This is a genomic window from Novosphingobium lentum NBRC 107847 (assembly GCF_001590965.1).
Taxonomy (GTDB): domain Bacteria; phylum Pseudomonadota; class Alphaproteobacteria; order Sphingomonadales; family Sphingomonadaceae; genus Novosphingobium; species Novosphingobium lentum.
In genome coordinates, this window is the sequence record NZ_BCTW01000018.1 from 1 (window position 1) to 18,963 (window position 18,963).

Here is an 18,963-nt window from a genome sequence, read left to right on the forward strand (position 1 = left end):
CGATCTCGTCGCCAACCGGGTGAGTTGAACGCGGTCAGGTCGCGGGCGTCACGCCCAGCAGCCGCGCCACCCCGCCGACCAGATCGCGCCGCGACTGCCGACCGACGCGCGACCCGGCGATCATGTCGAACGCGTGGATCGCGCCGGGGTAGACGTGCATTTCCACCGGAACCCCGGCGTCGGCCAGCCGCCGCGCGTAATCGAGGTCTTCGTCGAGGAACAGGTCGAGCGCACCGGTGGCAATGTAGGCCGGGGCCAGCCCGGCGAGGTCTGCCGCCCGGGCCGGCGAGAACCAGCCGATGCGACCGTCGTCCAGCGCATAGTCGCCACGCAGCGCATCCCAGCCGAACTGGTTGCGCTCGCGCGTCCAGATGAATTCGCCGGTGTGGCGGTTGCGCCACGGGTCCCTGTCGCCGCCGGTGCGGTGATCGAGCATCGGGTACGTCAGCACCTGTCCGGCCAGCGGCGGCAACCCGCGATCGCGCGCCATCACCGCCAGCGCTGCGGCAAGCCCGCCGCCCGCGCTTTCACCCATCACCACGATCCGCGCCGGATCGACGCGCAGCGCCGCCGCCTGATCGAACAGCCACGCCAGCGCGGCGAAATTGTCGTTCTGCGGGCCGGGAAACGGCGTGTCGGGCGCAAGGCGATAATCGACCGAAACCACCAGCGCACCCAGCGCCAGCGCCAGCGAGGGCATGCCGATACGCGCCATGTCGGCCGAACCGATCACCATGCCGCCACCATGGATGTGCAGCACCGCCGGCCGGATCGCATCGCTCGTCGCGGGATCGAACACGAGCACGGCCACGTCGGGCGCCCCATCGTGACCCGGCACCGTACGCCGCTGGGGAACGAGCGCGGGATCGAACATCGCCACCATGCTCTCGCTGGCCGTCAGGCGCGCTTCGGGCAGGCTTGCGCGGGTCATGTCCGAGACCGGGAGCAGTTCGATGATCGGCAGGACCTCGGGGTCGACCAGGTGGCGGGTGTTCATCGTGTTATCCTCTCGCAAGTATGGGCCGCACCATGCCCGGTCCGCGCGCTATCGTCATCGCGATTTTTCGCAGACGCGGAATCGCCGATCGACCGGCCGGTTCGTTCAGCTAGGGAAGCAAATGTGCGGGGCCCGCAGGCGTCAAAAATGGCGCGCTCAGGGCGTTTTCGTCTCGAACTTGGTTTCAAATAATACCATATCGAAAATGTCGGACAACAATGATGAGTGAGCAGGATCCGGCCAGCATCGCGCCCGATTTGGTTTGCTGTTGATTGATCCCGTAGGGCCAGTTAGGTCCATAATAGCGCGAGAATGGGTCAGCGTCGGGCGTGGAACGGATCGATTCCAGGAATGAAGGTTGTGTCGGACAGCAAGGTCAGGTTTGACCGCTTCGTCCTCGATCGCGAGGACGAGCGCCTGATCGGTCCGCAGGGGCCGATCCGGATCGGCAACAAGGCGTTCCGCGTGCTCGATGCGCTGATCGAGCAGGACGGCAAGCTGCTGACCAAGGAAGCGCTGTTCGAATCGGTGTGGGACGGCACGTTCGTCTCCGAATCGGCGCTGACCTCGGTGATCAAGGAACTGCGCCGCGCGCTGGGCGACGAACCGAAGAATTCGCGCGTGATCCAGAGCGTGTACGGGCGCGGTTATCGCCTTGTCGCGCCGATCGAGACGGCCGATGGCAATGGCGATTGGTCGCAGACCGGCAGCGGGCGCTGGCAGGTGGTGGCCGAACGGCCACTGTCGCCGGTGTCCAAGGCCGTGCCCACGCTGCGCCTGCCCGACCGGCCGTCGATCGCGGTGCTGCCGTTCATCGAGCGTGGCGCCGGTGACGAACCGTGGTTCGCCGATGCCGTGGTCGAGGAAATCGTCGTGGCGCTGTCGCGGTTCCGCACGCTGTTCGTGATCTCGTCGGCCACCAGCCTGTCGTATCGCGACCGCACCGCCGATCCGGCGACGGTCAGCGCCGAACTGGGTGTGCGGTATATCCTCAGCGGCACCGTGCAGCGCGATTCGGGCCGGGTCCGCTTCATCATCCGGCTCGACGACGGGATCGACGGCGGCACTGTCTGGACCGAGAAGTTCAGCGACACGATGGACGACATCTTCGATCTGCAGGATCGCATCGCGCTGGCCGTGGCGGGGCGCATCGGCTCGTCGATCAACGATGCCGAGGCCAGCCGCTATGGCCGCAAGTCCACGCCATCGCCCAGCGTGCGCGAGTATTACTGGCGCGCCAACCTCGCCATCCGCCGGATTGCCCCGGATTCGATCGCGGAATCGCTCGAACTGGCCAACCGCGCACTCGAGATCGAGCCCGACAACACCTGGGCCCTGTCGCTCGCCAGCGTATCGCACGCCTTCCAGTACCTGCTGGGGTGGAGCGACGACCGCGCGCTGAGCCGGGCCAAGGCGCTCCAACTGTACGAGCAGGCGATCCAGTCGCACGGCGACGACGAGCGGGTGCTGGGCTTTTGCGGCGCCGCGCTCAACTGCATCGGCCACGATCCCGATACCGCGATGCAGCTGACCGACCGGGCGATCGAGCTGAACCCGTGCAACACCACCAGTCTGTTCTGGGGCGCGTGGTCCGATGTCGTGCAGGGCAATCCCGGGCGGGCGCTGGCGCGCGCGGAAGATTCGGTCCGGCTCAACCCGTTGTCGGCGATCCGCCACCTGACCAGCATTCCGCTGGCCATCGCCATGATCCTGCTGGGACGCAGCGAGGAAGCGGTCGAGCAACTGCGCGTGGTGGTGGAAATTTCGCCGCAACCCGATGCGCTGGCGGCGCTGGCGATCGCGCTGGTGCAGGTCGGCCGGCTGGACGATGCGCGCGCGGTCCATGCGCGGCTGACGGCGGCCGGTGGCGCGATCGGCGGGCTCGCGCTGATGCGCACGCCCGAACACATCCGGCTGGTCAAGGAAAGTCTGGCCGCCGCAGCGGGCTGACGGGCGGCGCGCAGGCCTGCTCGGTCGGCTTCAGCCCGGCTTGTTATCCTGCCCGGCCGTATCGAACAGCACGGTCAGCGCCGACGGGAAGAAGCCCTGCTTGGCGAGATGCCCGGCCTTTCCGGGGGCGCGGCGCAAGTTCGACCGGGCGAGCAACGGACGCATCAGCGCGGGGAACATCGCGCGGTTGATGTGTTCGCCAAAGCACTGGTGCAACCCGTGCCCGAACAGGAAATATTCGTGCGGCAGCCGCATCAGGTCGAACGTGCCCGGATCGGGAATGCGGCGGGTGTCAACCATCGCCGACTGGATCGCGGCCATCACTGTCGATCCGGCCGGGATCGCACGTGCACGGTCTGTGCCTGCCGCCAGCGTCCAGTCCGCGATCGCGGTGCGCGGGATCATCGGCGCGATCGGATCGAAGCGCATCGCCTCGAACAGGATGCGCAGCAGCAGCGCGTCGTCGGCGCGCTTTGCGGCGGTCTGAGCATCGCGCAAGGGTTTCGCGCGGCGCAGCAGCTGCTCCAGCGCCTGCGGCAGCACCATCGGCGGTTGCGGCGGACCGCCCACGATCAGCCCCATCAGCGCGGTGCGGATCCACGCATCGGTCCAGCCGGGTTCGCCGCTCGCCTGCTTCCTCAGCGCGCGCGCGACCAGATCGTCGCCCTCGATGCCCCCGCTGCGGCGGCGGGCGAGTTCGCTGTCGATATGCGCTCGCATCGCCGGGGCCATCCGGTCGACATCGGCGATCAGCTGCGCGTCGCTGGGCATGAACACGAATTCGAACAGGCGCGTGCACCACACCGGCAGGTTGCCGCCGGGCGGGTGGGGGATGCCGATGTAGGCGCCCAGCACATCGAACGTCACGCGCCGCACCAGCGCATCGACCACCTCGAGCTGTCCCGACGCACCCGCGACGATGTGTTCGGCCTGCGCCGACGATTGCAGCGCCAGCGCGGCAAGATCGTCGCCGCGCACGATCTCGCGCAGCCGGGCGAGGTCGCCGCGATAGAGCGGGGTATCGGCCATGCCGACGAACACCGGCTCTCCGCCCATGATCACGTCGAGCTTGGCCTTGTAGGGCACGCCGAACGCGGTGTCGGTCTGGAACACCTCGCGCACATCGTCATACCGCGTGATGATGAACTGCGGCGGTTTCTTCTGGCCGAACGGCAGCGCGGGCAGTTTGAGGATCGGGCGGATCGCGCGCGATACCGCAAACACCAGCGGCAGCCCGGCCAGCACCAGACGGCCGACCAGCGCCTTCAGCCCGCGCGGACCGGGGCGCAGGACCGGCTCGGTCGATGGATCGGGCGCAGGATCGGTCACAGCAGCTCCAGGTACTTGAGCGCGGGCAGGCTGGGCAGGAAGAAGTAATCGCCGCCCGCCAGCTTCACGAAGTTTTCCAGGTGCGCCTTGCGCCGCAGCGGCTTCGCCTGAAGGCTCATCGGCGTCGCCGTGCCGACCAGCGGATCGGCTTCGTCGAACAGCGTGGCGAAGTTGGGGTTCATCATCCACGTCTGCATGATGAATTCGAACTGGCGCTCGATATCGGTGTTGATCGCCAGGAACAGCAGTCCGCGCTCGACCCCGTCATCGACCATGCGGTCGGCGATCGGCGGGCCGAACTTGCGCCCGCGCCGCAGGATGCGGTGGCGGTTGGCGGCTTCGCGCAAGGTGCGCACCTGATCGGGGCGCTGCGCCAGCCCGTCGCGCGGGTTGCCGCGCCGCATGTGCGCGCCGATCGGGCAGCCATAGCCGAGCTGGTCGTCGTCGTAGAAGCCGAACTCGTTGTCGGGCGTCGCCGGATCGTTGCGCGGCAGCGGGCCGTTGGCGCGCAGAGCGTCGCCCGCCATGCAGCGGCCGATCACACGTTCACCCAGCCACGTCGCGTCGATGACGTCACCGCCGTGCGGATCTTCGGTACGCAGCCGCGCGGCCTCGCGGGTCAGCGCGGTCCAGAAGCCGGGCACGTCCTGCAGCAGTTCGCGCACCGCCAGGAACGTGCCGTTGAGGCCGAAGTCGGCGGCGTCGCCTGCGCGCGGGTGGCGCGGCAGGCCCGCCGCCGCGGTGCGCCCGTCGGGTTCGATCGGCACCACCGGCCCGGCGGCGATGTCGTGGTGGCCGTTGATATGGCCCAACAGCACGTCGCCCAGCGCCACCGCGTTCCAGCCGTTGGGCACGGCGGCGGCGGGCACCGTGGCGTCGGGGTCGAACGGCACGGGCTGCGACATGCCGTCGGCAAACCCGAAATGTTCGCGCACGATCCCGTCATCGCCCTTGTGCAGCGCGATCGGGCGGCGGTGCACGACATGGACGCCCTGCGGCACCAGCGCCTGTTCGACCTCGGCGCTCCACGCGGCCACTTCGGCATCGGTCGCGGTGAACAGCAACAGCATCGCGTGGACCGTGATCGGCGTCGTCCCGTCGACTTGTCCGGGCGGCACCGACGCCGGGTCCTCTGGCGGGAGTTGCGGGGTGTTGCCGCTCCAGCGCGGGCCGGTGGGTATGACGCAGTCGCTCCACTGGCCGTCGCAGGTGTCGCCCAGCCGGCGCATGCGGTCGCGCTGGTACATCCCTTCGCGGAACGCCTGCGGGAACGAGGCCAGCGCGCGCTGGTCCAGCCCCATGCGCGCCAGCCCGGTCCACGACAGCGAGAGCGACACCGACCGGGGCACCTTGCCGTCGGCGGGCGTGACCGGCGCGATTGCGTTGAGCGCGGCCAGCCACGCACCGCCGCGCTGGTGCCGGTCCCACGCGAACTCGAGGAACAGCGCCTCGCCGGTCGGAAGATGATCGTACCCGCTGACGACCATGCCCTGCGCCATGCCGGCGTGCGGTTCGGTCAGCTGCCACGAGCCGTCGTCGCGCTTGGGCCCGCGATCGGATTTGCGCGCGCTCACAGGTGCGCGCTCACAGGTCCACGATCCATTGCGCCGCGCTTTCCGGGGTGAGGGTGGGTTGGCGCAAGCCCGCCGCGATGCGGAAGTTGCGCTCGATCTGGTCCGAGGTGATATCGGTATAGGCGGCCAGCCAGTACCGGCTGACGGTCATCGAATGGCGCGCCCACGCCTTGAACAGCGTGCCGTGGCTGGCGCCGTCCTGGATCAGCAGCCGCGTGGGCGGAAACCCTTCGCCCGATCCGAACGCCAGCGTCAGCCCTTCGTGCGCCTTCTCGATGAAATCGTCGAAATAGGTTTCCCAGCTGAGGTCGTAGTTGCTGAGGAACATCATCCGCGCGCCGTTGTTGACGAACGCCCAGTGCGCGAAGTGGATCGTGCGCATGCTGGCCAGATAGCCGTCCTTGATGAACACGCGCAGCGCCAGATGCAGGCCGCGATGGCCGACATGGACCAGGACGGTGCGCAGGATGCCCGGCTTCAGCGGGATCATCGCGGCCATGTGGTTGATCGGGGTGTGATCCTCGCGCTCGCGCATCAGACGCATCACCGCCTCGTCGATGGTCGGCGCGTCCTGCGTGGAATCGCGCCGTTCCAGCCAACGCAGCCACAGCACCAGCGCGGGGAGCACGATCACCACCATCGCCGCGATGCCCCAGCCAAGCGCGCGCGCCGAAGGAATCACTGCCTCGCGCCAGCTTAAATGGCTGATCGCGACCGTTGTCGGCGTCACCACCAGCATGGCCACCGCGAAGAACACCGCCAGCGCGATCAGGATCTTGAAGATCTGGCGCCACGCGAAGTTGAGCAGGTTGGTGCGTCCGTGCGTGGCGGTGCCTTCCAGCGGTCCGGCGATCCGCAGCAGCGAACCCCACACGATCGCGGTCAGCAGCACGAACGCGATCACCAGCCGATCGGTTTCCACCAGACCGGCGGCAATCTGGCCGGGCAGCGTGAGCACGACCAGCACCGCCAGCACGAGCACCGCCAGCCGCACCCAGTCGCCGAGTTTCTCGCCCAGCGTCTTGCGCGCGGGTGCCGGTTGGGCCAGCCACGCGAACTGCGGCAGCAGTTTTTCGCGCAGCCGGGCGTGGATGTCGGCGGGCGGGAGTATCCGCCAGGTCTGCGCGACTTGTCCGGCAGCATCGAGTTCGGCCTCGACCGCCGAAAACAGCGCCGCTTCGTTTACCACGCGCTGGCGGGACATGCCGCGGTTGCCGTGGTGGTACACGCTGGGCTTGCCCGCGCGGGTCTGGAGGTAGGGCGCAAGGTCGCGGCGCGATCCCGGCGCGGTGACCGCGTCGTACAGCGGGCCGCAGCCATCGGCCGGGCGCTTGCAGCAGGCGATCATCGGGCGCAGTTGCGGTCCCAGCGCGGCCTCGAGCTGCGGCCAGAACGGGCCCGCCGGGCCATCGAAATTGGCCTCGATCACGAACAGCGGATCGAACACGCCGCGCGGAAACACGGTCAGCGAGAAGAAATGCAGCGACGGCATCCGCGCGAGCAGGTCCGTCTTGGTCATGGCCGGTTGCGTCGCTGCGTCAGGCCGGTCGAGCCGAGCGATCAGCGACAGCAGCAGCGCTTCGCTGTCCGGCTTGACCTCAAGCGCGATCGACGATGTCGTTTGCCGCATGCCCCACCTTCACGCGCCCGCCCCAAACCCTCTGGGAAGATGTGCCCCCGGGGACGAGACCCCGGCATCACGCTTGCGCGGTGCCAGCATAGCCCAACATGGCGGTTCGTCCAGAACGAACCCGACCGCATCCGGTCCTGTCAGGCACCAGTGCCTGCGGCGCGGATCAGGCGGCGAGCGATTCCAGCGCCTCGTTCGCCTCCAGCCAGGCCAGTTCCGCCCCGGCAATCTCGGAATCCAGCGCGGCGCGGCGCTTCATCAGGTCGGTCATGGTCAGTTTCGACAGCGCCGCCTCGGCAGAGGAGGGATCGAACATCGCATGGTCCACCGCGCTGCGGGCCTTGTTCAGCCGTGCCAGCTCGGCCTCCGCCGACTTGGCGCGGTTGCGCAACTGCTGGCCCTTTTCGCGCGCTTCGGCGGCGGCCTTGCGCTGTTCCTTCTTGCTGACCTTGCTGCCGCCACCGCTGCCTGAAGACTCCTTGGACAGCACGAAGTCGATGTAGTTCTCGATCGAGCCGTCGAAATCCTTCGCGGTGCCGCTATCGACCAGCACCAGCCGGTCGGCGGTCATTTCCAGCATGTGGCGATCGTGGCTGACGATCAGCACCGCGCCGGCATAGTCGTTGAGCGCCTGGATCAACGCCTCGCGCGCATCGACGTCCAGGTGGTTGGTCGGCTCGTCGAGGATCAGCATGTGCGGCGCGTCGCGCGTGATCAGCGCCAGCGCCAGCCGTGCGCGCTCACCGCCCGAAAGCTTGCCGACCTCGGTCGTCGCCTTCTGGCCGGAAAAGCCGAACCGCCCCAGCTGTCCGCGCACCGCAGACTGGCTCGCGCCCTTCATCAGGATGGTCATGTGCTGCAGCGGCGTTTCGGTCCGGTCGAGTTCTTCGACCTGATACTGGGTGAAATAGCCCACGCGCATCTTGCCGCTGGCGTTCATCGCGCCGTCCATCGGCTTCAGCTGCGCCGCCAGCAGCCGCGCCAGCGTGGTCTTGCCGTTGCCGTTGCGCCCCAGCAGCGCGATGCGGTCATCCGGATCGAGCCGCAAGTTGAGCCGCTGCAGGATCGGCGTGTCGCCATAGCCCACGCTCGCCATGTCGAGCGTGATCAGCGGCGGGCGCAGTTCGTCGGGGCTGGGGAAATCGAAGCTGAGCGAGGGATCGTCGATCAGTTCGGCGATAGGCTGCATCCGCGCCAGCGCCTTGGCGCGCGACTGCGCCTGCTTGGCGGTGGAGGCGCGGGCGGAATTGCGCGCGACGTAATCCTGCAGCCGGTCCCGCATCGCCTGCTGCTTGACCTTGGCCGAGGCGAGCTGCGCCTGGCGTTCGGCGCGCTGGCGCTCGAACGCATCATAGCCGCCGGGATAGAGCGTCAGCTTGCCGCCGGTCAGGTGGAGGATGTGATCGACCACGTTGTTGAGGAAGTCGCGCTCGTGGCTGACCAGCAGGATCGTGGCGGGGTAGGACTTGAGGAAGTCCTCCAGCCACAGCACCGCTTCGAGATCGAGGTGGTTCGACGGTTCGTCGAGCAGCAGCAGGTCGGGCTGCGAGAACAGCAGCGCGGCCAGCGCCACGCGCATCCGCCAGCCGCCTGAAAAGCTTTCAAGCGAGCGGTGCTGCGCTTCTTCGTCAAAACCGAGGCCGACGAGGATGCGTGCGGCGCGGGCTGGGGCGGAATGCGCCTCGATCGCGAGCAGGCGGTCGTGGATTTCGGCGAGGCGGTGGTGATCCTCACCCGATTCGCTCTCGATCATCAGCGCGGCGCGTTCGGTATCGGCGGCCAGCACGGTCTCGAACGGAGAGGCGTCTCCGCCCGGCGCTTCCTGCGCGATATAGCCCAGACGGCTGCCGCGCGGCATGTCGACCGACCCGCCATCCGCCTCCAGCATCCCGGCGATCACGCGCACCAGCGTGGACTTGCCCGCGCCGTTGCGACCGATCAGGCCGATCCGTCCGCGCGGCGGCAGCTTGGCGGTGGCGCCGTCGAGGATCGTGCGCCCGCCAAGGCGGACGGTGATGTCGTTGAGGTTGAGCATCGGGGGCGCCTAGCCTTACGCGGCCCCGCCTGCAAGGAACAGCGCGATACCGGCCGCCGAAGCTGCGCCGAGTGTGGGGAAAATGCCCACCTTGAAGCGGATCATCGCGATCACCGCCGCCACCGAGATCGCCAGGGCCGCAGGATCGAGGCTGGCAAGGTCGGGCATGTCGAAGCGCAGCGGCCCGGCGACGAACAGGTGCACGCTGCGGAAGATCGTGTGCACCGCAAACCAGATCGCCAGGTTGAGCACGACGCCGACCACCGCAGCGGTGATTGCCGACAGCGCGCCGGCCAGCGCCACGTTGCCGCGCAATCGCTCGATGAACGGGGCGCCGAGGAATATCCACAGGAAGCACGGCACGAACGTGACCCACGTCGCCAGCAGCCCGCCGAGCGTGCCGGCCAGCAGCGGTGACAGCGCGCCGGGATCGCGGAATGCACCCATGAAGCCCACGAACTGCAGCACCATGATCAGCGGCCCCGGCGTGGTTTCGGCCATGCCCAGCCCATCGAGCATCTCGCGCGGGGCGAGCCAGTGGTGGTTCTCCACCGCCTGCTGCGCGACATAGGCCAGCACCGCATACGCTCCGCCGAACGTCACCACCGCCATGCGCGAAAAGAACGTCGCGATCTGGCTGAACACGTTGTCCGGGCCAAGCACCAGCACCAGCGTGGCCACCGGTGCGAGCCACAGCACCAGCCACACCGCCGCCTGCCCCACCGCGTGGTGCACCGACGGGCGGGCATGGTCGGGCAGTTGCTCGCCCAGCAGCGAATCGGCATCGTCCACGATCGCGCCGCCGCCTGCGCCGTGGCCGCCGCCCGCGCGGAACGCGGCGAGGCCAGCCTTGCCGCCGATGTATCCGATCACGCCCGCGCCCAGCACGATCGCCGGGAACGGCACGTGCAGGAAAAAGATCAGCACGAACGCGGTGGCCGCCAGCGCGCGCATCGGCAGGTTGCGCAGCGATCGGCCGCCGATGCGGATCACCGCCTGCAGCACCACCGCCAGCACCGCGCACTTCAGGCCGAAGAACAGCCCGGCGACCAGTCCGACCCGGCCATACAGCGCGTAAATCCAGCTCAGCCCCATGATCGCGACCGCGCCGGGCAGGATGAACAGCCCGCCCGCCACCAGCCCGCCGCGCGTGCGGTGCATCAGCCAGCCGATGTACGTCGCCAGCTGCTGCGCTTCGGGTCCGGGAAGCAGCATGCAATAGTTGAGCGCGTGGAGGAACCGCTGCTCGCCGATCCAGCGTTTCTCCTCGACCAGGATGCGGTGCATCACCGCGATCTGGCCCGCCGGCCCGCCGAACGACAGCGCCGCGATGCGCAGCCACACCCAGAACGCCTCACCCAGCGAGACCGGCGCGGGACGAGCCTTGCGCGGGTCGGCGGGCACACTGTCGATTCCGGTCACGCCCATGCTCCCCTGCTGGCCGCTCCCGCTTGGCGTAATCGGAGGGCAGGTTCAAGCCGCGCTCGCGATGAATGGGGGCGACGTGGTAGAACGCGCGATGCCCCGATTTTCGCGCCTCTATCCCATGTCGCTGCGCCTCGCCCTGTTGGCGGCGATGGTGATGCCCGGCGGTTGCGCGCGCGACACCGCATCGGGTCTGGCGGCCTTCGAACGCGCGCTGGCCGCCAACGACAGCGCCACCGCCGCGCTGGGGGCGTGGTGCGCAGCGCACGCCATCGCATCGCCGCCGGTCATCGCGGCGCAGGCCATTGCCGGGCCGCCCCCGCCTGTACCGCACGAAGTGCGCCAGCTGCTGAGCATCGCCCCGCTGGAGCCGGTGCGCTATCGCCATGTCCGGCTGGCGTGCGGATCGACAGTGCTGTCGGTCGCGCACAACTGGTACGTGCCCGCGCGGTTGACGCCAGACATGAACCGCCTGCTCGACACGACCGACACGCCGTTCGGCAAAGTCGTGGCGCCGCTTGGCTTCCGGCGTGAGCGGCTGGCCAGCCGGCACGGCGGCGACCGCGGCTGTCCCGGCGGCACCGTGCTGGCCCATCGCGCGGTGCTGCGACTGGCCGACGGGACCGCGATCAGCGTGGTGATCGAATGCTACACGCGCGCCAATGTGGGTCGGCGGCGCTAAGCTTCCGGATCAAGGCCGGAGCTAACCCCACGCCGGCTTATCCTGAGCTTGTCGAAGGATGTCGCTTCACTTTTGCGACCGAAAAAAAGCATCCTTCGACAGTCTCAGGATGAGCAGGTGTTGGCGAGAGTTTTCCGACGTTCCCACCCTACCGGTCATCGAACGTGAACGGCGCCGCGCCGCGATGATAGTCTTCGGCCAGCATCAGCCGCCCGACCGGCGGGGCGGAGCGTGCCGCGCAATCGATCCGCTGGCACAGGCGGCAGGTCACTCCGATCGGCGTCGCCTTGTCGGGGGTCAGGTCGGGCTGCATCCGCGTGTAGACCAGCCGGTCGGCGTGTTCGGCGGCGCAGCCCAGTGCCACGGCGCGTTCGATCCGGGCGCTGCCGAACCCGCCGCCGCCCGCCGTCACCGTCCGCGCGATCGAGAAGAACCGCTTGCCGTCGGGCAGTTCCAGCCATTGGGTGACGATCTGGCGCGGGGTGGAGAACACGTGGTGCAGGCTCCACAACGGGCAGGCGCCGCCGTGTCGTGCGAACGGGAAACCCGCGCCGTCGAGCCGCTTGGACACGTTGCCCGCGCGATCGACCCGGATGAAGAAGAACGGCACGCGTTCCTGCCCGGGTTTCTGCAATGTCGTCAGCCGGTGTGCGACTTGCTCGAAACTGGCGCCGAACGCGCGGCCCAGCGCCTCGATATCGTAGCCGCGCACTTCGGCCGCGCGGGCGAACGCGGCATACGGCATCACGATTCCCGCCGCCGCATAGTTGGCCAGCGCGCGCCGGGCGAGCGTGCGGCCCGGCTCGCTCATCCGCTGGCCCGCTTTCACCGACGCGTCGATCGTGCGCGACAGCTCGATATAGGCGAGCTGCAGCGCGAGCTGGAACGTCTGGCTGGCGGTGTCGAGCGTGTCGTCGAGCAGGATTTCGCCGCGATGGCGGTCATAACGGCGCTGCGATCCGCCCAGCACTTCGGCGGGCGGGCGGCGCACGCGCAGGCTGTGGGCGGCGCGCAAGTACGGCGTCATTCCGCCAGCCTCGGCCACTTTGGCGGCAATGGCTTCGGCCGCATCGTCGATCGCGGCGAAGTAGTTGTGGCGTGCGGCCAGGAAGCGCTGGACTTCGGCGACCGGGTCTGTGGGATCCGCCTCGTCGCTGCCCAGCGCGCCGCGATCGGCGAGTTCCAGTTGGCGTTCGGCCCAGGCGGTGTGCAGCCGCAGGAATGCCTCGCTGATCCCGGGAAAGCTGGTGGCGACGTCGGTCACTTCCAGCGCGGGCAGGTCGATATCGGCGAACATCGGATCCTTCAGCGCCGCTGCCAGCCGCGCGGCGTAATCGGCCCCACCGTCACCCGCGATGTCCGACAAGTCCATCTTGTAGGTGCGCGCCAGCCGCAGCAGCAGGTCGGCGGTCAGCGGGCGCTGGTTGCGTTCGAGCAGCGCGACATAGCTGGGCGACACGTCCAAGTCGCCCGCGACTTGCGCCTGGGTCAGCCCCAGTTCGCGGCGCAGGCGTTTGAGCCGGGGGCCCATGTAGACGGAACGTTCGGTGGCCAATTCCCGCTCCCTTGCGTGGATTGTGCAGACTGTACAACTTTACACTCAAATCTTGTAAAGTATGACAAGTCAACCGCGCAAGCCCTCGCAGGGCAGGGACTCGGCGGGTAGGGCCGTGGCAACAGACACCTGCGAACGAGTTCATGCCATGACCTACACCAACGATATTGCCCAGACCGACACCCTGATCCGCAGCTTCAACGGTACGTGGGATGGCATCGACGCAGAATCGGTGGCCCGCATGCGCGCCCAGAACCGTTTCCGCACCGGGCTCGACATCGCGCGTTACACCGCCAAGATCATGCGCGCCGACATGGCCGCCTATGATGCCAACCCGGCCGACTACACCCAGTCGCTCGGCTGCTGGCACGGGTTCATCGCGCAGCAGAAGATGATCTCGATCAAGAAGCACTTCGGCTCGACCAAGCGCCGTTACCTGTACCTGTCGGGCTGGATGGTTGCCGCGCTGCGCAGCGACTTCGGCCCGCTGCCCGACCAGTCGATGCACGAGAAGACCAGCGTTCCCGCGCTGATCGAGGAACTCTACACGTTCCTCAAGCAAGCCGATGCGCGCGAGCTTGGCATGATGTTCCGCGATCTCGATGCGGCACGCGATGCCGGCGACGCGGTCAAGGCGATGCAGATCCAGTCTTCGATCGACAACTACGAGACGCACGTCGTGCCGATCATCGCCGATATCGACGCCGGCTTCGGCAATGCCGAGGCGACGTACCTGCTCGCCAAGAAGATGATCGAAGCGGGCGCCTGCGCGCTGCAGATCGAAAACCAGGTTTCCGATGAAAAGCAGTGCGGCCACCAGGACGGCAAAGTCACCGTCCCGCATGAGGACTTCCTCGCGAAAGTCCGCGCCTGCCGTTACGCGTTCCTCGAAATGGGCGTCGAGGATGGCATCATCGTCACGCGCACCGACTCGTTGGGCGCCGGCCTGACCAAGCAGATCGCCTTCTCGAAAGAGCCGGGCGACATCGCTGACCAGTACAACAGCTTCCTCGATTGCGAGGAAATCGATCCTGCCACCGCGCGCAACGGCGATGTCGTGATCAACCGCGACGGCAAGCTGATGCGGCCCAAGCGTCTGGCGTCGAACCTGTTCCAGTTCCGCGCCGGCACCGGAGCCGACCGCTGCGTGCTCGACTGCATCAATTCGCTGCAGAACGGCGCCGACCTGCTGTGGATCGAGACCGAAAAGCCGCACATCGAGCAGATCGCCGGCATGGTCGATCGCATCCGCGAGGTCATCCCCAACGCCAAGCTGGTCTACAACAACTCGCCCAGCTTCAACTGGACGCTGAACTTCCGCCAGCAAGTCTATGATACGTGGGTTGAAACGGGCAAGGACGTTGCCGCCTATGACCGTGCGCGGCTGATGAGCGTGGACTACGACGGCACCGAGCTTGGCGCCGAAGCCGACGAGAAGATCCGCACGTTCCAGCGTGACGCGGCGGCGCGTGCGGGCATTTTCCACCACCTGATCACGCTGCCGACGTATCACACGGCTGCGCTCTCGACCGACAACCTGGCGAAGGAATACTTCGGCGAAGCGGGCATGCTCGGCTACGTCAAGGGCGTCCAGCGCGAGGAAATCCGCCAGGGCATCGCCTGCGTGAAGCACCAGAACATGTCGGGCTCCGACGTCGGCGACGATCACAAGGAATACTTCGCGGGTGAAGCCGCGCTCAAGGCTGGCGGCGCGCACAACACGATGAACCAGTTTGCTGCCTGACGACTGACGAGGATGTCATGAATCGCTGACCGACACGTCGGCACCGAGCTTTCCTGGGGAGGAAAGTTGCCCGTCGCGGAGCTCACCGGCTCTGCGGCGGGTTTTCTCGTTGGGTATCGTCGGGCGCATTTTACCCAATGTGCATCCCCGCGAAGGCGGGGATCTCAGGCCATCAAGCCCAGGCGATGCGTGCCACTCCCGAGACCCCCGCCTTCGCGGGGGATCACAACTGATTCGGTTCTTGTCGCCTGCTTCACCGTCTCGCCCGCACCAGCATCTCGTCCAGCGCGGACAGGAACCGCGAACGATCGGCTTTGCCGAACGGGGCGGGGCCGCCAATGATATCGCCGCCCGCGCGCAAGTCGGCCATGATCGCGCGGGTGGCGATGGCGCCGCCGATCGACGCGGTGGTGAACGGCTTGCCCGTGGGCGAAAGCGCCATGGCGCCCGCCTTCAGGCAGCGATCGGCGAGCAGGATGTCCGACGTGATCGCGATCGTGCCGGGGGCGCAGCGCTCGGCGATCCAGTCATCCGCCTCGTCGAACCCGCTGCCGACCACGACACGCGCGATCAGCGGGTGCGCAGGCACGCGGATCGGGCTGTTGCTGACGATGGTGACCGGCACGTCGTGGCGCAGCGCCACTTTGTAGATCTCGTCCTTGACCGGGCAGGCATCGGCATCGACCAGAATCTGGACGGCGTGCGTCGACGGGGCGCTCACCGGGTTGGCGGACCCTTGCGATGCGGCTTGGCGCCGCGCGGGCCGTTGAAGTTGCCGGGCTTGCCGTGCTTGGACGGCCCGCCGTCCTTGCGCTGAAAGTCCTTGCGCGGGCCATCGCTGCGGGGGCCATCGCTACGCGGGCCATCCTTGCGCACGAAATCCTTGCGCGGACCGTTGCCGAACTTGGGCTTCAGTTCCGTACGCGGGGGAGCATCGGCGCGCGGCGCGGCATCGCCCTGTGGCGCCGCATCGCTCCATGGCGCCCCGTCATCGCGTGGCACCGGATCGTGGCGCGGCGCTGCGTCGGGACGATGCCCGCCTTCAGCGCGATGCCCGCCCTCTGGCCGGGGACCGCCTTCGCGGCGGGCTCCGCCCTTGTACGGGGTGCGAGGCGCGCCGTCGTTGGGCCGGTCCCGATTGCCGCGTGCGGCATCGCGCGGGGTATCGGGGGCGAGCTCGATGGTGATGCCGCTCTCGTCCGAACCACCTTCGTCGGCGGTGCGCTTCAACGCGGCGCTCACCTTTCCGGCAATCGCGGTGGGCACCTGGAAATAGGTTTCGTTGGCGGCGATGCGGATCGCGCCGATCTCGTTCTTGGTGATGTGCGCGCGGCGGCACAGCAGCGGCAGGATCCAGCGCGGATCGGCGTTCTGGCGGCGGCCGATGTCCATGCGGAACCACACCGTATCGTCGAACCCTTCGCGCATGCGCGGCTCTGGCCGGGCGCCTTCGCCACCGCGCGAGGAGATGTCGATCAGGTCTTCGGGCTCGGGCATGCGCGACCGGTGCGCCCGCACCAGCGCCACCGCGATATCCGACGCGCTCATGCTTTCGAGCAGGCGATCGGCCAGCTTGCGGTCCTCGTCGCTCGCCTCGAACACTTCCATCAGCCCGGCGAGCATGCGTTCGCTGTCCTGCGCGCGGATCGCATCGGCGCTGGGCACTTCGACCCAGTCAGCGGCGATGCGCGCGCCGCGCAGCATCATTTCCACGCGGCGGCGGCGCGGATACGGCACGATGATGACCGCCGTGCCCTTCTTGCCCGCGCGCCCGGTGCGACCCGAACGGTGCTGCAGGATTTCGGCATCGCGCGGGATTTCGACGTGGACGACCAGGCTGAGCGAGGCGACGTCGATGCCGCGTGCAGCGACGTCGGTCGCCACGCACACCCGCGCACGACCGTCGCGCAGCGCCTGCAACGCGTGGTTGCGTTCGTTCTGGCTGTGCTCGCCCGACAGTGCGACGGCGGCGAACCCGCGCTCGACCAGCGTGGCGTGCAAGTGGCGCACGTTGTCGCGCGTGGCGCAGAACAGCATCGCCGTTTCCGCCTCGTGGAAGCGCAGCAGGTTGATGACCGCGTGCTCGATGTCCGAGGGCGAGACGGCGACGGCCTGGTAGGCGATGTCGCCATGGCCGCGATCGTCGCCGACCGTGCTGATGCGCAGCGCGTCTTTCTGGAACCGCTTGGCCAGCGCCACGATCGGGCGCGGCATGGTGGCCGAGAACAGCAGCGTGCGGCGACCTTCGGGCGTGGCGCCGAGGATTTCCTCCAGATCGTCGCGGAAGCCCATGTCGAGCATCTCGTCGGCTTCATCCAGCACCACGAATTTCAGCGCCGACAGGTCGAGCGCGCCGCGTTCGAGGTGATCGCGCAGTCGGCCCGGCGTGCCGACCACGATGTGCGATCCACCCTGCAGCGCGCGGCGTTCGCGCTGCGGGTCCATGCCGCCGACGCAGGTGGTGATGCGCGCGTTGGCGCCGGCATACAGCCATTCCAGCTCGCGGCTGACCTGCATCGCCAGTTCGCGCGTGGGCGCGATCACCAGCGCTAGCGGGGTCACCGCATAGGGCAGCGTGTCCGCCTCGCCGAGCAGCGTGGCGGCCATCGCCAGGCCGAACGCCACGGTCTTGCCCGATCCGGTCTGCGCCGAAACGATCAGGTCGCGCGACAGCGCTTCGGGTTCGAGCACGGCGGCCTGAACGGGGGTGGGATCGGCATAGCCCTGCTGCGTCAATGCAGCGGCGATGGCGGCGGGAATGTTCGGAAAAGCCATAAGTCTCGATAGTTTTGCCGCAGCCATGCCATGGCGTTGCGATTTATCTGCTGGCGGTCTGTCAGGGCATGGTCGGGCCGGAGACGGATGGTCCCACGGCGCCGGCGTCGACCGGGTTGCAGCGGCCCTTAGCGGGTTTGCGCGGTTTTAGCCATCATCGATTGTGCAGGCGCGAACGCGGTGGCATTCGGACCCGATCAGCGCCCTGTCAGGCGGGCAGCGCGGCCAGCCATTCGGCGATCATCGCGCGCCCGGCGGCGACCGCGCCGGGGCCGTGCTCCCCGTGGGCGGCGCGGATCCGGGCGGCATCGGTGCCGGCCTCCGCCAGCGTCGCGGGCGACTGGTCGACCCAGGCGTGAAACCGCTCATCCTCGCCCATCTCGGCGTGGAACTGCAGCGCCAGCACCGTGTCGCCACGCCGGAACGCCTGATGCTCGTAATGCCGGGTCGAGGCGAGCAGTTCGACGCCGTCGGGCCGGGTGAACGTGTCGCCATGCCAGTGCAGCACGGGCGTGTCGGTGATGTGCCGCAACGGGCCGCCCATCGCCGCGTCATTCACCGCCACGGGGTGGAAGCCCACTTCCTTGACCGGCCCGGGATGCACTTCGGCCCCCAATGCGGCGGCGATCATCTGCGCGCCGAAGCACACGCCCAGCGTCGGCCGGTCGGCATCAAGCCGCCGGGCGAGGCGTTTGAGCTGACACGCGATCCACGGATGCGAGGCCTGTTCGTACACCCCCATCGGGCCGCCCATCATGATCAGCAGATCCGGTTCGACCAGGTCGCGCGCGGAAAATCCGGGGTCGGCCACGTCGATGCGGTCCACCGCGTAGCCCGCCGCCTCGATCGGTGCGCGGAACCCGGCGACCCCTTCGTAGGGTACGTGGCGGATGATGAGGGCGGTCTTCATGGGCTCCGTTGCATTGCGGGGGACACGAGTGGACGGGCGCATGATGCCCGCGCGGCGATCAGATGCCAAGTCGCTCCCAGAAATCGCGCGGGGAGATCGCGTGGCCGGCGTCCAGCGGTTCGGGGCCGCGATCCCACGACGGATGCGGCTGCGGCGGGATCGCGCGGCGGCGGTGCGGGGCGGATCGGAGGGTGGATGATCGGGGCATTGCTCAGTCTCCTGTTTCGGAACACGAGCCTTGCGTTGTCGCGCGGGGTCCGTGCGCTTTAGCCGTTGGTGTCGCGGAGCAAGCTGGCATCCATCAAAAGCCGCAGTCGCTGCGGGGTTCACCGTGGCGACGGGGCTATCTCTACTCAA

14 protein-coding genes are annotated in these 18,963 nt (G+C 68.2%); 3 read left to right on the top strand and 11 right to left on the bottom strand.

The window, feature by feature from the left end; genetic code table 11:
• Positions 1 to 34: 34 nt before the first annotated feature.
• A complete protein-coding gene (locus NL2_RS15400; RefSeq protein WP_068076586.1) occupies positions 35 to 997 on the bottom strand; it encodes an alpha/beta hydrolase in 963 nt (320 codons plus the stop codon).
• 351 nt (positions 998 to 1,348) lie between these two features.
• Here NL2_RS15400 and NL2_RS15405 point away from each other — a divergent pair, with 351 nt between their 5' ends.
• Positions 1,349 to 2,947: a winged helix-turn-helix domain-containing tetratricopeptide repeat protein gene (locus NL2_RS15405; RefSeq protein ID WP_068076587.1), complete on the top strand. Its 1,599-nt coding sequence runs from the start codon at positions 1,349 to 1,351 to the stop codon at positions 2,945 to 2,947.
• A 30-nt stretch (positions 2,948 to 2,977) separates the two neighbouring features.
• On the opposite strand, the gene NL2_RS15410 is transcribed toward NL2_RS15405, so the two are convergent.
• The 5 genes from NL2_RS15410 to chrA all read right to left on the bottom strand — a co-directional run bounded on the left by NL2_RS15410 (position 2,978) and on the right by chrA (position 10,937).
• A complete protein-coding gene (locus tag NL2_RS15410; protein WP_068076588.1) occupies positions 2,978 to 4,276 on the bottom strand; it encodes a cytochrome P450 in 1,299 nt (432 codons plus the stop codon).
• Entirely contained in the window at positions 4,273 to 5,850 is a 1,578-nt protein-coding gene (locus tag NL2_RS15415; RefSeq protein WP_068076589.1) for a Dyp-type peroxidase, read from the bottom strand. The genes NL2_RS15410 and NL2_RS15415 overlap by 4 nt, the downstream gene beginning before the upstream one ends.
• Before the next feature lie 10 nt (positions 5,851 to 5,860).
• Positions 5,861 to 7,480, bottom strand: coding sequence for a hypothetical protein (locus NL2_RS15420; RefSeq protein ID WP_068076590.1), 1,620 nt, complete (start codon positions 7,478 to 7,480; stop codon positions 5,861 to 5,863).
• A gap of 166 nt (positions 7,481 to 7,646) precedes the next feature.
• Positions 7,647 to 9,515, bottom strand: a complete 1,869-nt coding sequence (locus NL2_RS15425) for an ABC-F family ATP-binding cassette domain-containing protein (protein WP_068076591.1) — start codon at positions 9,513 to 9,515, stop codon at positions 7,647 to 7,649.
• 15 nt (positions 9,516 to 9,530) lie between these two features.
• The gene (gene chrA / locus NL2_RS15430; RefSeq protein ID WP_068076665.1) at positions 9,531 to 10,937 is read right to left on the bottom strand and encodes a chromate efflux transporter; all 1,407 of its coding nucleotides are present in this window, start codon (positions 10,935 to 10,937) and stop codon (positions 9,531 to 9,533) included.
• A gap of 97 nt (positions 10,938 to 11,034) precedes the next feature.
• On the opposite strand from chrA, the gene NL2_RS15435 reads away from it, so the two are divergent.
• On the top strand, positions 11,035 to 11,622 hold the full coding sequence (locus NL2_RS15435; RefSeq protein ID WP_068076666.1) for a hypothetical protein: 588 nt from the start codon (positions 11,035 to 11,037) through the stop codon (positions 11,620 to 11,622).
• Positions 11,623 to 11,770: 148 nt separating this feature from the next.
• Here NL2_RS15435 and NL2_RS15440 read toward each other — a convergent pair whose 3' ends face one another.
• Entirely contained in the window at positions 11,771 to 13,177 is a 1,407-nt protein-coding gene (locus NL2_RS15440; protein WP_068076592.1) for a helix-turn-helix domain-containing protein, read from the bottom strand.
• Positions 13,178 to 13,325: 148 nt separating this feature from the next.
• On the opposite strand from NL2_RS15440, the gene NL2_RS15445 reads away from it, so the two are divergent.
• Positions 13,326 to 14,921, top strand: a complete 1,596-nt coding sequence (locus tag NL2_RS15445; RefSeq protein WP_068076593.1) for an isocitrate lyase — start codon at positions 13,326 to 13,328, stop codon at positions 14,919 to 14,921.
• Between the two features lie 253 nt (positions 14,922 to 15,174).
• On the opposite strand, the gene NL2_RS15450 is transcribed toward NL2_RS15445, so the two are convergent.
• The 4 genes from NL2_RS15450 to NL2_RS21245 all read right to left on the bottom strand — a co-directional run bounded on the left by NL2_RS15450 (position 15,175) and on the right by NL2_RS21245 (position 18,814).
• Entirely contained in the window at positions 15,175 to 15,642 is a 468-nt protein-coding gene (locus NL2_RS15450; RefSeq protein ID WP_068076594.1) for a YaiI/YqxD family protein, read from the bottom strand.
• Positions 15,639 to 17,696: a DEAD/DEAH box helicase gene (locus tag NL2_RS15455; protein WP_068076595.1), complete on the bottom strand. Its 2,058-nt coding sequence runs from the start codon at positions 17,694 to 17,696 to the stop codon at positions 15,639 to 15,641. The genes NL2_RS15450 and NL2_RS15455 overlap by 4 nt, the downstream gene beginning before the upstream one ends.
• 208 nt (positions 17,697 to 17,904) lie before the next feature.
• Positions 17,905 to 18,606, bottom strand: a complete 702-nt coding sequence (locus tag NL2_RS15460) for a glutamine amidotransferase (protein WP_068076596.1) — start codon at positions 18,604 to 18,606, stop codon at positions 17,905 to 17,907.
• Positions 18,607 to 18,664: 58 nt separating this feature from the next.
• Positions 18,665 to 18,814, bottom strand: coding sequence for a hypothetical protein (locus tag NL2_RS21245; RefSeq protein WP_157083204.1), 150 nt, complete (start codon positions 18,812 to 18,814; stop codon positions 18,665 to 18,667).
• Positions 18,815 to 18,963 lie beyond the last annotated feature (149 nt).